The sequence below is a fragment of the Pseudomonas sp. NFACC43 genome (assembly GCF_900119645.1).
Lineage (GTDB): Bacteria > Pseudomonadota > Gammaproteobacteria > Pseudomonadales > Pseudomonadaceae > Aquipseudomonas.
Map to the genome: position 1 here is coordinate 62,853 of NZ_FPKK01000005.1, position 14,405 is coordinate 77,257.

Genomic DNA, 14,405 nt, shown 5'->3' on the forward strand with positions numbered 1-14,405 from the left:
ACCGCACCGGCCATCGGGCAGAGATCATTGAATTGGAAGAAACGCAATGGATGAGCCAAACCCGCCGGTGGTGGTGATCTGCGGCGGCAGCGCCGGTGTCGGTCGCGCGACGGCCCACCGGTTCGCCGCCGCCGGTTATCGGGTCGGCCTGCTGGCCCGGGGCGCCCAAGCCCTGGCCGACACCGAAGATGAACTGCAGCAGCGCGGCACGCGGACCCTGGGCATCGGCGTCGACGTGGCCGACGCCGCGGCCGTGCTCGAAGCGGCGCGACGCATCGAGCACGAGCTGGGCCCGGTGCAGGTCTGGATCAACTGCGCCATGACCACGGTGTTTTCCCCTGTCCGCCAACTCAGCGCCGAGGAAATCCAGCGGGTGACGTCGGTGACCTACCTGGGCACCGTCCACGGCACGATGGCGGCACTGGCGCTCATGGAGCCGCGTGATCGCGGGGTGATCATCCAGGTCGGCTCGGCACTGGCCTACCGCGCCATTCCGTTGCAGGCGGCGTATTGCGGGGCCAAGTTCGCCGTCCGCGGGTTTACCGACTCACTGCGCTGCGAACTGCTTCATGCCCGCAGCGGTATCCGCGTCTGCATGGTCCAGCTGCCCGCCATCAATACCCCACAGTTCGATTGGGCACGCAATAAACTCGACAAGCGCCCGCAACCGGTTCCGCCCATCCACGATCCGGACGTCGCCGCCCGGGCGATCCTCAGCGTGGTACGACGCACGCCCAGGGAACTGTGGTTGGGCGCGGCGTCGGTGAAGGCCATTGTCGGTACTTGCCTGATGCCCGGCCTGCTCGACCGCCTGCTTGCCCGCAGGGCCTGCACCGGCCAGATGACCCGGGAAGACGACGACGGGCAACGGCCGGACAATCTGTTCGAGTCGCAGCAATCGCTGCACCGGATCCAGGGCCGGTTCAGCGGGCAATCACGGGCAGACGCACTGGCCTTGAGCTCCACCCAAGTGTCCGCATTGCTACTGGTGGTCTGCGGTCTCCTGGCGGTCACCCTGCTGCTGTTCTGAGCCTGCGTAGCGAAACCAGCGATAACCATAGCCACAAAGACTCATGCTGGCACCCTCGGGCGCGGGATATGGGCTGTCTGAAACGATTTCCTCGAAGCCCTCCAGGTCCGTCTGCAAACGTACCTCGACAGTCTCTGGGCCGAGATTGGCCAGCATCACCGAAGTGGCCTGGCCGACATGGGCAATGGCGAATACGGCGCGATGGTCTGCCGTCAACAACTGCGCCTCGCCGTTCCCCACTTCCGACAGCCCTGAGCGAGCCCATAGCAGGCGACGTGTGCGAGCCAGCAGCGACTCGGGGTCGTCCTGCTGCCGTGCGACGTTCAGGTGCGTATAGGCGAACGGCCCGTGTTCGATCAAAGGAGCAGCCAAATGATGGGCCGAGGAAAATCCCGCGTTGGCTTCGGCGTTCCATTGCATGGGAGTGCGCACCGAAAGCCGCTCGGGGCGCGACAAGTCATCGCCCATGCCGATCTCCTCGCCATAGCGCACGATTGGCGTACCGGGAAGCGACAACAATAGCGACTGGGCCAGTGCCTGGCGGCGCACGTCACCTTCGAGCATGGGGGCCAGGCGCCGGCGAATCCCGCGCCCATACAGGCGCATGTCCGGCTCCGGCGCGAAGGCCTGCATCACTTCCTCACGTTCCTCTTCGCTCAGACGCTCCAGGTCCAGCTCGTCGTGATTGCGCAACCACACCGCATAATGGGCGCCGTCCGGCGGGGCGGGGCGGCGGGCAATGGCGCGTTGCAACGGTTGCGCCTCGCCCCGGGCCAGCGCCAGGAAAATATGGTTGTTGACCCAGAAATCCAGCACCAGCCCCAGACGATCCCCCGCTCCGAAGTAGTGGCTGTAACGTTCTGGCTCGACATCCACCTCCCCCATCAAGATCCCTTCGGGGTTGATACGGATCATGCATCTGTAAAGCCTTTCGAGCAGCCAGACCCCCTGCTCCTCGTCACCGCCGCCGGCCTGTTCCACCAGGTGCGAAGCGGCATCCAGGCGAAAACCGGCGATCCCCAGCTCCAGCCAGTGGACCATGATCCGTTCGATGTCCTCGACAACTCGCGGGTTGGCAAGGTTGAGGTCCGGCTCATGCCGATAGAACAGGTGGCGATAATACTGTCCGGCCTCTTCGTCCCACTGCCAGATGCTGTCCTCCACCGAGGGAAAGATCGGCTGGTTGCCATCGTCCACGGGGGTATCGGACCACAGGTAATAATCGCGATAGACACTGTTTCTATCGCGCCGCGCCCGCTGGAACCAGGGATGCTGGTCGCAAGTGTGCTGCACCACCAACTCGAGGATCACCCGTATGCCGCGCTCCCCGGCCTTGACGATCAACTGGCGCAAGTCCTCTTCGCTGCCGAAACGAGGGTCCAGCGCCAGGAAGTCGCTGACATCGTAGCCTGCATCCTTGAATGGCGAGCGGTACAGCGGCATCAGCCAGAGCGCCCCTACCCCCAGTGCCTGCAGATAATCGAGCTGGCGGATGATGCCCTTGAGGTCGCCCCGGCCATCACCATTGCTGTCGTAGAACAAGGAAGGATCGATCTGGTAGATCAAGGTGTTGCGGTGCCAATTGGCTTTCATTGCAGGCTCCTCAACGGCACAGGATCAGCGCCTGCTCAGGGTTCAATCGACCGCTGAACGGCTGGCCTTCGCCCTGCCCGTCGCTGGCGATTTCCACTCGCCAGGGGGTGGCCAGGGGAAAGGCGTGTTCACTGTCGGCGAAATTGATGCACACCAACCTTTCGTCAGCCTCGTGATGGCGCCGGTAGGCCAGGACCTGTGGATGCGACGGCAGCTCTTCCCAGTCCCCCAGGCACAAGGCCGTGCTGCGCCTGCGACAAGCCAGGAGCCGTCGGTACAGCGCCAGGGTGGAATCGGCGGCGCTCTCCTGGGCTTGTACTGAAAGAACGTCGGCATCCGCGGCAAAGGGCAGCCAAGGCGTCGGTCCCCAGCCATGGGGTGCCTGGACGGTCCATGGCAATGGCGCCCGGCTGCCGTCCCTCCCGCCAGGGTCGACGCGCGTCCGGGCGGTAACGACGGTATCCTCCAGGCCCAGTTCCTCGCCCTGGTAGATGAAGGGCGTGCCGCGCAAGGTCAACAACATCACGGCGGCCGCACGGGCACGGCGCAGGGAGCCGCCATAGCGGCTGCGATGACGGCTGTTGTCGTGATTGGACAGCACCCAGGTCGGCCAAGCCTGCAACGGTCCGAGGTCGGCTTCCACCTCGCGTATGCACATGCGCAACACCACCGGATCCCAGGGGGCGTCCAAAGGCGGAAAATTGAAGGACATGTGCAATTCGTCGCTGGCGCCGTAATAGGCAGCCACCCGGGCGGTGGAGCGAATGTTCACCTCACCGATCAGGACGCGGTCTCCGGGGTAGCTGTCCACCAGCCGGCGCAGGCCGCGCAGCACCTCATGGCTGTATGGCTGGTCGTTGATCTTGACCATGGGTTCGCCGGCCAGGCAGCGCGGGTCGTCGGCGAAACTCTGGTCCTTGCCCACGCAATGCACGACGTCGACGCGAAAGCCGTCCACCCCGCGCGCCAGCCAGAAATGCAGCACCTGGTGCATGGCCGCCACCACTTGGGGGTGGTGCCAATTGAGATCGGGCTGCTGGGGCAGGAAGAAGTGCAGGTAGTACTGCTGACTGGTTTCATCCCAGGTCCAGGCGCTGCCACCCTCTATGGAAGCGCGCCAGTTGTTGGGCTGGTCGCGCCAGATATACCAGTCGCGCCTGGGATTATCACGACTGGCCCGGGACTCGATGAACCACGGATGCTGGTCGGAGGTGTGATTGGGCACGAAATCCAGGAGCACTTTCAGGCCGCGCTCATGGGCCTGGGCGATCAACTCGTCCAGGTCGGCCAGGCTGCCGAACAACGGATCGACATCGGTGTAGTCGCATATATCGTAGCCGGCATCGCACATGGGCGAAGGGTAGATCGGCGACAACCACAGGGCGTCGACCCCGAGGCGTTGCAAGTGATCCAGGCGCGTTATCAGTCCGGCAAGGTCCCCTACGCCATCGCCGTTGGCATCGGCAAACGAGCGAGGATAGACCTGATAGACCACAGCGCTCTTCCACCAGGGCGAATGGAAGGAGTTGGGCATGTCGCCTCCTTTTATCGCGATGTCGGGAGCGCAAGACCGCAGCCCCGCCTGGCGTCCCCCGTGTCACAGACCGTATTGCAGGCCTTGGTTAAGAACCGGGAAACGAACCGAGGGTTCATTTTTTGATGGGCAGGCCGGGTTGCGAAGGGGCAAGCCATCCGGACAATCCCCGTGGAACGCGGCGGCTCCGGATGGTGATCCGATGAGGCAGCGGGTCAGCTTGCGGGCGCGTCAAGGGTCCGCGTGACCATCGCGACGATGTTCACGAAAAGCTCCTCCTTGGCCTGCGCCGCGCTGAGCTCACCGCCGGCCGCCGCGTTGGACAACGCCTCCGCGGCCCCGAGCATGGCCCGCAGGGCCGCCTGGCCGATGCCCCGGGGGCCGGCGTACGGCGCCAGGACATCACGGCACTTCTTAAGGAAAACCGCCTCGTACTCGCGCTTGATGCGCTCCAGCTCAGGCGAACTTTCCAACGCCGCCACCACCCCGGGAATCTCCCGACCCTGTTGCTGTACGCAGTCGACATAGGCAGAAGCGATCACCGCCGCCCGGCCCTGCAGGGTGGGTTCGCTCGCCTCCAGGGCCGTCTCCATGAGGGCGCTCTGGCGCGCGTCGTAATCCTGGTAAAGCGCGGCCAGGAGCCCTGGCCGGGTGACGAAGTGGTCGTACACGATGGGCTTGGTCACGCCGGCCTGTTCCGCGAGTCGCGCCAGGGTCAGCGCTTCGCTGCCCTCCTCGCGCACGAGCCGCCAGGCGACATCCAATAACTGCCGTTGCCGGTCCTCCCGGGAAAGACGGCGACGGGGAGGAACGGAAGATGAGGGTTGTTCAAGGCTTGACATGCTTACTTTACCAACCGTAACTTACCAAAGGTAACTTAACCGAAGCATAACGCGTTCCCGTCCTTACCGCAGCAGGAGATTGACCATGCATGCACTCATTGTCGTTGCCCACCATGATCCCCACTCCCTGACCCATGGCCTGGCGGCGAAGATCGCCGAAGGCATCACCCTCGCCCATGACACCGATACGTTCGAGATCGCCGACCTGGCCGCCGAAGGCTTCGATCCACGCTTCGGTTTCGCCGACCATGCGGTCCATCATCGCGAAGCCTTGCCCCCCGCGGACGTGCTGGCCGAACAGGCCAGGATCGACCGGGCCGATGCGCTGGTATTGGTGTACCCCATCTACTGGTGGTCGATGCCGGCATTGCTCAAGGGCTGGATAGACCGGGTATTCTCCAACGGCTGGGCGTTCGACTTCAGCCTCGACAAACCCTTTGTCAAGAAACTGCAGCGCCTGAAGGTGCATCTGGTGGCGGTCGGTGGTGCCGATGCCGACTCGTTCCGGCGTCACGGCTATGACGAGGCCATGACCGTCCAGATCGACCACGGCATCTTCGACTACTGCGGTGCGCGGGTGATCAGTTCCCAGCGCTTGCTCGAATCGGAAACCCTGGATCCGGCGGCGCACCTGGAGGCTGCCCAGGCCCTCGGCCAGCGCCTGTTCGCCCGGTCAGGGGAAACCGCACGGGAACAGGCCGACGCCGAATGTGCCTGATCACGGGCCGGGATCAGAGCGTGCGACTGCCGGCGGCGGACAGGGCGGCATCGCGCTTGTAGATATCCGGAATGTACACCGGCTGCCCCTGGCTGTCCGCCTGCACGGTCCAGTAACCCATCAGGATCGGCACGGGCTTGGCCAGCCTGAACTCATGGGTCTGTTCGCTGGCCAGCAGCGTCTCGGTGCGGGCGCGTTCGGGGGGGCTGAGCAACCAGTCGCGCAGGCGCATCACTTGTTCGATGCGCACGCAGCCCGAACTGAACGCCCGCGGGCCTTTGCTGAACAGCGCCTGGCTGGGGGTGTCATGCAGGTAGACGGAAAACGGATTGGGAAAACGGATCGCCATCTTGCCCAACGGGTTCCTCGGCCCGGGGTCCTGGCGCAGCATCAGATCGCCAGGATGGTCCCAGTCGATATCGGCCGCCGCCAATGGCAGGCCGTCCCGGTCGATCACCCTCAGGTTCTGCCGCCCCAGGAATTCCGGATCGCGACGGATCTCGGGCAGTTTGTCTTCCCGCAGTATCGTCGGGGGAATGGTCCAGGTGGGGTTGAGCGTCAGGCGCGTGACCCGGGATTTGAGCAACGGCGTTTCCCGCCCCGCGCGACCGACCTGGGTCCGGGTCTGCCATACCGGCACGCCGCCCTGGTAAACCGTCAACTGGGCTGCGGCCACGTTGACCAGCACGCTGTCCGGCTCCAGGTCCTGGGCCATCCAGCGCATGCGCTCCAGATTGATGCGCAACTGTTCGCGGCGCATGGCCGGGCTGATATTCAACTCGGTGACGGTCCACGGTCCGACCACGCCGTCGGCCTGTAGCGAATGCTGCAGCTGGAAACTTTTCATCGCCGCCACCAGCTCGGGGCTGTAATGCTCGTCGACATCCGGCGGCAACGCGCTCAGGTAACCTTCGTTGAACAGCCGCTGGGCCAGCGCCGGGACGCGGGCGTCGCGTTTGTCCGGCTGCAACAGAGCGCCGCCGGGCACCGGTTGCCAGTCGGCCAGGGGTTGCTGCCGTTGCAAGGCGTAGGCCTGACGCAAGTTGCGATACAGCGCCAGGCTCGGCCGGGCTTGTTCGAACGCGCCGGCCAGGTCGTGCAGGCCGACCACGGCAATGTTCAGCAGGACCGCCTGACGGTCCAGAGGCTGCGGGTCGGCTTTCCATACCGGCTCCAGGCGGTCCTGGGGCAGATAACCGAAACGCAGATCCCGCAGCGCTTGCAGGTAGCGCTGGCTGATGGCGATGTCAGCGCAGGCATCGTTCGAGGAGGCTTCGGCCGGCAGGCTGTAACGAGACGGGTCCAGGCCGTCGTCGGCCAGTTGCTGAAGCTGCGTTCCCAGCGCCGCGCGTCGTTCGTCGCTCGACCAGACTGCCTGGCCTGCGTTTTGCTCATAGAACGCCTGCAGGTTCATGATCGTCGGAAAGTCGACAGCCGCCGCCAGAGCCGGGCAAGTGACCGATAATTGCGCCAGCGTGGTGTGTACAGGGGCCGGATCGCCGAACGAAACATCACCGGCCGTCGCGACCAATGGCGAAGCGAGGCATAGGAAGCTCAAGTAACATGCGGACTTTTTGAACAACTGCTTAACTCCAATCCATGGCCGTCTCGATGACGGTGACTTTTGCGACAGGTAAGACCCGCCATCATGATACAAACCAACAAATACGGACGGGATGCCGCGAATAAATACCTGCGTGGACATTTTTCGTCGGCGCTGACCTTCACTCGTCGATTCTGTCTGCTCGTGACCGGCCTGGGCGTCCTGTGCAGCCCGGCGCTGGCGGAGAAGGCAAAGGCTCAAACCCTTTACAACAGCCTCGCCCACGCAGCGCCGGAACTCAATCCCCAGGCGCTCAAAAGTGCCTTGAGCGCCATGCAATGCGCGGTCGCCAATGGTGCGCGCCAGGCCCGCCACCTGGCTGTGATCGATTATTCCCAACCCTCCACGGCCCGGCGGCTGTGGATCTTCGACCTGAGTCAGAAGAAGCTGGTGTTGCGCGACCTGGTGGCCCACGGGCAGAAATCCGGGGAAAACTTCGCCACTCAGTTTTCCAATCGCCTGGGCAGCTACCAGTCCAGTCTCGGACTGTTTCGTACCCAGGAAAGCTACCAGGGCGCCCACGGCTATTCGTTGCGCATGGACGGCCTGGAACCTGGCTTCAACGACCTGGCCCGGGACCGTGCCATCGTGATCCATGCCGCCGACTACGTGAACCCGCTGTGGAGCGCGCGCCAGGGCCGTATCGGACGCAGCCAGGGCTGTCCCGCCGTACGTCCCCAGGTGGCGCGGCAGGTGATCGATCGACTCAAGGGTGGGCAGTTCATGTTTTCCTGGTATCCGGATCCGGGCTGGCTGAAGCGTTCGGCGTATCTGAACTGCCAGCCGCAACAGGTTGCCAGCATCCTGGCCAGCAGTGGCGGCTGACCCGCACAGGCTTGCTCGGGCCAGGGTTGCAGTCGAACGGCCGGTGGTTAAAATGCCGGCCTTTCGAATCCCTGGCGTTGTCCGATGAACCCTGAAGCCCTTCACACCCTTCAAACGCATTTGCTGACGGCCCTGGCCTCCCTGCCCGACGAAACCCGGCGCCTGTTCCATGGCCGCGGACGCTGCTGGCCGGGGCTGGAACAGGTCACGGTCGACTGGCTGCAAGGGGTGGTGCTGGTTTCGTTGTTCAAGGAGCCCGAGCCGACGCAACTGGACGATCTGATGTCCATGTTGCTCGCCCTCGCTGCCTCGTCCACCTGGCAGCACAGCACCGCCCATACCCTGGCGGTCCAGCACCGCTATCTGCCCCAGAGCCTGACCCAGTGGCTGGTGGGGGAACCGGTGGATGAGTGGACGCTGACCGAAGGTGGCCTGCGCTACCGCATCGACCTGGGCAAGAAGCAGAACAACGGCTTGTTCCTGGACATGCGCTATGGTCGAGACTGGGTTCGCGCCCATGCCAGCGGTAAACGCGTGCTGAACCTGTTCGCCTACACCTGTGGTTTCTCGGTGGCGGCCATCGCCGGCGGTGCCCGGCAGGTGGTGAACCTGGATATGTCGCGGGCGGCACTGAGTCGCGGACGCGACAATCATCGCCTGAACGGCCATGACCTGGGCCAGGTCAGTTTCCTGGGCCACGACCTGTTCAAATCCTGGGGCAAGGTCATCAACAGCGGCCCCTATGATCTGGTCATCATCGACCCACCGACCTTCCAGAAAGGCAGCTTCCTGTTGACCAAGGACTACCAGCGCGTCCTGCGGCGGCTGCCGGAGTTGCTGGCACCCCACGGCACGGTGCTGGCGTGCAGCAACGATCCGGCCACCGGCCCGGACTTCCTCATCGAAGGGGTCACCCGGGAAGCGCCAGGCCTGGCGTTCGTGCAGCGCCTGGACAACCCACCGGAGTTTCCCGACGCCGATATGGCCTGCGGCCTCAAGGCCCTGGTGTTCCAGGCCCCCTGAGGACAATTGCCCACTGGCGCCGCCCCGCAAAGCCGTTGCGGCGAAGGGGCTCGCCCCCCTTTCGCCACAGGATCGATCAGACGCTCGCCGTGGGCGGCGATGGCGGTCGCAATGGCCACCAGGGATCGACCAGATCAGTGGTCAGGCGGCGTGCCAATACTTCGATCTCCCGGCTCTTGACCGAACGATAGATCGCCATGGTCCTGCGCAACTGGTCCTCGGTGAGCATCACCGGCTCGCCAGCCGCCCAGTTCACATCCGCGACGCCTTCGAGCGCGACGCGTCGCCAGACCGTGCCGTTGGCTTGGGGTATCTCTTCGAGAGCGCTGGGCAGGCCAGCTTCCGGCCGGGCTAGATTATCCAGCAGTACCCGAGGCCAATGGGACGGGTCCACCGGCTCGCTGAAAGCATCCACCAGGTCCTCCTCCACCCGGTCCCATATGGCCAACCCTTCTGACCATTCGTGAGACATCAACCCCAGGTAGGGACGCCAGGTCATCTCTCCTACCCGAGGTGCCTGGTCGTTGCTGTTGAAGGTGTCCTGGGCGTCGCTGAGCCAATCGATGAACCCTTCCCGGGTGATGGCTGCGTAACGCTGGGCATCGTCCGGATAACGGCCCCTCAATACCTGGTTCCAATAGCTGTAGTGATCACTCACGAACCTGGCGAAAGGCACGCCCTGGTGTTCGAGGCGAGCCCGCTGGATCGATTCGAACGACAGGAAGTGCAGCTCCAGTTCGGCGACATCCGGTTGTTGCCTGTCCAGAATCCGCGCTTGCAGGCGGGTACGCAACTGCCCCAGTTGCAGATCGAAGTCCGGCAGCCGGGCGGCCAGATCGGCATAGAGCGCTGGTGAGCCGATATAGAACTGCAGGATGGCCGCCGCCCGCTGGCGATCGCCCAGCGACAGCCCATCGGGCGCATCGGCATCGGCATCGCGGATGGCTCCGGAGAACCAATCGATGAACCGGCGCCCTCCAGCATCGTCCCGGGCGGCTTCCAATGAGCGCTGAAGGTCGGGAAAGATATTCAGCCAGTCATCGGCGGTATAACGGAAAGCTTCGGCGTCCAAGGCACGCAGCGCCTGGATCTGCGCGCTGGGCAATGGATTGTCTTCCAGCCACAGACCGAGGGTGTTTTCCCTCGGCATGTTCGCAAGGGTCGGGATCAGGTCATCCTGGATGTTGGTGATACGGTTGCCTTTCAAGTCGACGAAAATCGGGTCGGCCGAGGGCCTCGAGAGTACGGCGAGCGCCAGGGGAGGCACCCGATCGAGCCCGGCATTGGACAGTTCCAGCTCGGTCAGGGACGCGAGTTCCGGCAGGTCTGGCAGTTCGCGGCAGTTGTTGCCACTCAAGCGCAGGTCTTGCAGGCCGGTGGCGGTACGCAGGAACGCGCTGCCCTCTTCATCCAGGCGCAGGCCACAACGCACCAGGTCCAGCCCTCGCAAACCGGGTAACGCGGTGATGGCCCGCAGTTCTTCGAGGGTGAAGCTCAGGTTGTCCGACCATACCAGCTCACGCAGCGCGGGCAACTCGGCCAGGCGGCCGATGGCTGCGACCAGGTTGGCGCTGGCCATGGCATCTCCTGCGCTGCCTATCTGCGACAGGTGCAGCTCCCGCAGGCTGACTGCACGCCCTTCGCCCAAAAGCGGGGCAAAGACATTGGCGTCCATGACCAGGGGATTGGCCCCTAACGAAAGCTCCATCAAGGACGAGAACTCGCCCACGGCCACGGGGACCGCGGTGAGTTGATTGCCGTGCAGGCGCAAGGTATCGAGATTGGGGAACAACCGCAGGAAATCCGAAGGGTCCTCATTCAGGTTCATATGGGCCAGGTTCAGTTCCTCGATATGTTCGAAACGGACGCTGATGGGAGGAAGCCGGCCGATGTCCCACCCGGACAGGCGCAATATCAGCTCGCTGTCTTCCCTGCCCGGCTCGGGCTCACGCCGCCACGCCCGCCGGATTTCATTCGCCACGCCGCGGCGCGAAAAGAGCACGTCTGCCCGCTGGTACTGGCTTTCGGCAGGATGATGGATGCCCTCGAAGCCCTCCCATTGCTGCAATCCCGTGTCCAGCGTGACCCACTCGGTGCCTAGCCGGATGACCAGGTCGTCCAGGCTGATGCCTTCGCGTTCGGCCTGTTCGGTCAGGCTCCACTGGAGTCTTTCGAGGGCCTCGCCTGCGTAAAAGGGAAACAGTTGCTCCAGACGCGCCGCCAGGCTGGCGCGCCAGCGCAGCAATGGCAAACGCCCACGGCCGCTGAGGGGATATCCCAGCCCCCCGTTCATCCATTGCGGCCGATAGGCGCCGCTGTCGAGGTGCTTGAGCGCCAGATAGGGGCGCAGGCCCTGGCGATCTTCAAGGGCAAGGTCCAGCAGTTTCCTGCGAAGCCGTGCCGCCTCCCAGATATTCAAGCCCAGCGCCGTTCGAGCCCCGTCCGGCATTGCCCTGAGCAATGCTTGCTCCAGGCTCGAGGCTCCGGCCAGCTCGGCCCCCTCCTCATCGAAAGGCCAGTATTGTCCGTTTTCCTGACGGATCACTTTCAGAGGCCCATCGCTGCCCATCACAAGCGGCTGTGCCAGTTCCCCGGACGCCAGGCTCAGGTGAAGCTTGCCCTGCAACTCAGGCATGTCGCCCAGCAGCCCCATGACGATCCGGTCCCGGTCAGCACCGCTTTCACCGCGTTCCAGGTCGCGCAGGGCCTGGGTCAGGCGCAGTTCGCTCTGGGCCTGCGCACACTGCTTGCCCAGGCTTCCCGTCACCCGCCCCTCCCGCAGTCGCATCCGCTCCTGGCCATGGGATTGACGCGCAAGTTCGTTGGCCATGGCGCGCGAAAGTCTTGCAAAGGCCCGCCCCACCGGGGCTGCCAATGGATCAAGCTCAGGGGTCGGGACCATGGCCGTACTTATCCGCCCGGCATGGCGCTCCAGATGATCGGCCCAGCGTTCAGCCAACAGGTCGCTGAGCTCGGCCGGCCGCGGGCCGATGGAGCTTTGTCCCAGCAACCTGTCCCGCTCCTCCACGCTCAGGCCAACCAGGATGCACTCGGCCCAGGCGTCCTGCTCCAGGTCCAGGTTGCTCAAATCCAGTAGACGCGTCGCGCTCGCTTCGCCCGCGATGTGAACGCCCATGCCGTCGCGATAGCGCAGCGCCAGTTTTCCCGGCCAACCTGGCAAGTCCATCAGCGTGTGGACGATCTGATAAGGCAGGTTATTCCCTGGCGCCTCGCCGCGACGCAAACGTGCGATGGCATGCTGCACCCACTGCCAGTTTCGGGCCTCGTTCAGGGCCTCGGCAAGCAGGGCCGGCATCGGATGCCCACCCACTTGCAGATAACGCAGGTGATCCTCGCTGATGCCAGCCTGCCGCTGTACGGTCAGGATCGTATCGTCGTCCAGTTCGCCCGGGGTTTCGGCAAAGTTTCGCAGCAATTGGAGATTGCCCCGCTGCAACGGATTGCGGTGCGCCCATTGCCAGCCGCGACTACGGCTCCATTCCAGAAGTGGCGTCACGCCCCGATGGTCAGCAGGCAGACGCAGGTGCAGGGCATCGCCGGTGCCCTGCACTTCGTAATAGTGGCCGTCGACCTGTACCCAGGCTTCGTCTTCGTTACGCCAGACACCCCAGGCGTCCTGCTCGGCCTCCACGGGCGGCAAGCGCCGCGCCCGATATGGCGTGACATCGCCATTCCACAGCCGCGTGCTGCCATCACGCACCGGCATGGGTTCCACCGCGCCGCCGACGAACCCCAGGTAAGCGCCCTGGGCGACTCCGAACAGCACATTGAAAATGTGTTCGATCCCCTCCTGGGCGTGCCCTTCGTTGAAAGCCTGGATACCCTCGAATACCTCATAGATCAGGCGGACCCCGCCGACCGCCGCCGCAGCCATCCCCACCGGGGCACAGAACGGGATGAAGCTCGCCGCGAGCATCAGCGAGCGCTCGGCCAGGCTTTCCCAGTATTCAAGCCGGGCCAGCCAGGCCTGCCAGTCCTGGTCGCGGGTCGGCACCATCAGGGCCGAAGCGTTGCCCAGGGTGTGGGCCCGCCATTCGTGGTAACGGCCATGCCAGTGGTCTCCTCGCAGATGACCGACGTTCCAGGCCACGCGGGGCGCAGGCACCCGAATGCGACGCGTGTCCCGGTCCTCCCCAGGCTCGCCGTCGCGCCAGCCGACGATACGGGCATGGATCTCCTCGAAGAGGTTGGGGTTGTCCTTGATTTCCCACTCCACCTGATCATGCAGGGTTGCGCCAATACTGGCCTGCAACCGCACCGGGAAGTACCGCATCAGGCCCTGGCGGTAGCTGCGCTTGCGGACCCGTTCGGTCAGTTCTCTGGCCATGGCGTGGATGCTGGGAAACTGCTTGAGGGGCGCGACCTCATCATGGGGCAGGTGCAAGACCACCGGCCGATTGCCCTTGGCGTCCCCTTCCAGGCCCCAATACACCCGGGCACCGAACAGTGGCGCGGACAGCACCTCCAACGCCTTGACCTCGCAGGCCAGGGCGACGACGGTGTCCTCCAGCCGTACACCGGCATGGGCCAGCAGGCGCTCGCCGGTTTCATCCAGGCGACCATCCAGCTTCGCCTCATAGGCGTCGTAGGCAAGCAGGCTGCGGGCATAGGTGATGTACGCCTGGGCGACCGCTGGAATGCCGGTGGCGATGCGTGGCAGCCACTGTTCCAGCAAGCGCTGGTAGGCGCCCCCCACATCCACCCGTCGGCACAGGCTCGCGAAGCTGGCCGGCGTGATGGGCAACGCCGTGGTGTCCGACGCAATGCCGTCGCGGGAGAACTCGCCGCGCCGCCCCTGGATATACAGACGGCCGTGCTTGTCGAACTCGCTGCCCTGGCGGGCGTCCGCCGGCGGATAGTTGCGCATGGCTGCCTCGACCACCGACAGCGCCGGATCGGTCACGTAGGGGCCGCGCCTGACCCGTGCCCGACGTACCGCATCCGAAGCATGCCGGCTGCCATTGACCGGGCGCCACGCCCGCACCTCCGGCTGGGCCTGGAGCAAGTGGCGCGCGAAAATCTCGGGGGGCGGCAGGTCGATCAGTAGCGCATTGAGCGCATCGCTGTCGCGCTGCAGTTGCCGGACCAGCACCTTGAAGCGTTCCTGCCGGGGCCGCGAAGCGTTTTTCAGCCAGGCGGGCAGCCTGGCCTGGATAAACTCGACATGAGTATCGAGGGTAGACATGGTGGACCTCCATCCTTGGGGGCGATTGGGA

Annotated in this window: 9 protein-coding genes; 4 read left to right on the forward strand and 5 right to left on the reverse strand. The window is 64.6% G+C overall.

All coding sequences use genetic code 11. From position 1 onward, the window contains the following. Positions 1-46 precede the first annotated feature (46 nt). The gene (locus BT179_RS10735) at positions 47-1,030 is read left to right on the forward strand and encodes an SDR family oxidoreductase (protein ID WP_072391561.1); all 984 of its coding nucleotides are present in this window, start codon (positions 47-49) and stop codon (positions 1,028-1,030) included. On the opposite strand, the gene BT179_RS10740 is transcribed toward BT179_RS10735, so the two are convergent. The 3 genes from BT179_RS10740 to BT179_RS10750 form a co-directional block, all read right to left on the reverse strand. Continuing rightward, entirely contained in the window at positions 983-2,623 is a 1,641-nt protein-coding gene (locus tag BT179_RS10740; protein WP_072431011.1) for an alpha-amylase family protein, read from the reverse strand. The genes BT179_RS10735 and BT179_RS10740 overlap by 48 nt on opposite strands. Positions 2,624-2,633: 10 nt before the next feature. Beyond that, positions 2,634-4,157 (reverse strand): alpha-amylase family glycosyl hydrolase, encoded by a 1,524-nt coding sequence (locus tag BT179_RS10745; RefSeq protein WP_072431012.1) that lies wholly within the window; start codon positions 4,155-4,157, stop codon positions 2,634-2,636. A 215-nt stretch (positions 4,158-4,372) separates the two neighbouring features. Then, positions 4,373-4,999 (reverse strand): TetR/AcrR family transcriptional regulator, encoded by a 627-nt coding sequence (locus BT179_RS10750; RefSeq protein ID WP_072431013.1) that lies wholly within the window; start codon positions 4,997-4,999, stop codon positions 4,373-4,375. A gap of 85 nt (positions 5,000-5,084) precedes the next feature. On the opposite strand from BT179_RS10750, the gene BT179_RS10755 reads away from it, so the two are divergent. Beyond that, positions 5,085-5,717 carry an NAD(P)H-dependent oxidoreductase gene (locus tag BT179_RS10755; protein ID WP_072391548.1) on the forward strand — a complete coding sequence of 211 codons (633 nt, stop codon included), beginning with the start codon at positions 5,085-5,087 and terminating at the stop codon, positions 5,715-5,717. Positions 5,718-5,730: 13 nt separating this feature from the next. Here the strand turns inward: BT179_RS10755 and BT179_RS10760 are convergent, their stop codons facing one another. Next, positions 5,731-7,299, reverse strand: coding sequence for a L,D-transpeptidase family protein (locus BT179_RS10760; protein ID WP_072431014.1), 1,569 nt, complete (start codon positions 7,297-7,299; stop codon positions 5,731-5,733). Between the two features lie 165 nt (positions 7,300-7,464). Here BT179_RS10760 and BT179_RS10765 point away from each other — a divergent pair, with 165 nt between their 5' ends. Further along, complete coding sequence (locus tag BT179_RS10765) at positions 7,465-8,145, forward strand: murein L,D-transpeptidase catalytic domain family protein (RefSeq protein WP_143148696.1); 681 nt, start codon at positions 7,465-7,467, stop codon at positions 8,143-8,145. Between the two features lie 84 nt (positions 8,146-8,229). After that, positions 8,230-9,168, forward strand: a complete 939-nt coding sequence (locus BT179_RS10770; RefSeq protein ID WP_072391542.1) for a class I SAM-dependent methyltransferase — start codon at positions 8,230-8,232, stop codon at positions 9,166-9,168. A 76-nt stretch (positions 9,169-9,244) separates the two neighbouring features. Here BT179_RS10770 and BT179_RS10775 read toward each other — a convergent pair whose 3' ends face one another. Next, complete coding sequence (locus BT179_RS10775; RefSeq protein ID WP_072431015.1) at positions 9,245-14,374, reverse strand: leucine-rich repeat domain-containing protein; 5,130 nt, start codon at positions 14,372-14,374, stop codon at positions 9,245-9,247. Between the last annotated feature and the right edge of the window lie 31 nt (positions 14,375-14,405).

Bases quoted from the DNA above. Each gene is read 5' to 3' on its own strand.
- BT179_RS10755 (WP_072391548.1), top strand. From the start codon at position 5,085: ATGCATGCACTCATTGTCGTTGCCCACCATGATCCCCACTCCCTGACC.
- BT179_RS10740 (WP_072431011.1), bottom strand. From the start codon at position 2,623: ATGAAAGCCAATTGGCACCGCAACACCTTGATCTACCAGATCGATCCT.
- BT179_RS10745 (WP_072431012.1), bottom strand. From the start codon at position 4,157: ATGCCCAACTCCTTCCATTCGCCCTGGTGGAAGAGCGCTGTGGTCTAT.
- BT179_RS10750 (WP_072431013.1), bottom strand. From the start codon at position 4,999: ATGTCAAGCCTTGAACAACCCTCATCTTCCGTTCCTCCCCGTCGCCGT.
- BT179_RS10775 (WP_072431015.1), bottom strand. From the start codon at position 14,374: ATGTCTACCCTCGATACTCATGTCGAGTTTATCCAGGCCAGGCTGCCC.
- BT179_RS10770 (WP_072391542.1), top strand. From the start codon at position 8,230: ATGAACCCTGAAGCCCTTCACACCCTTCAAACGCATTTGCTGACGGCC.
- BT179_RS10735 (WP_072391561.1), top strand. From the start codon at position 47: ATGGATGAGCCAAACCCGCCGGTGGTGGTGATCTGCGGCGGCAGCGCC.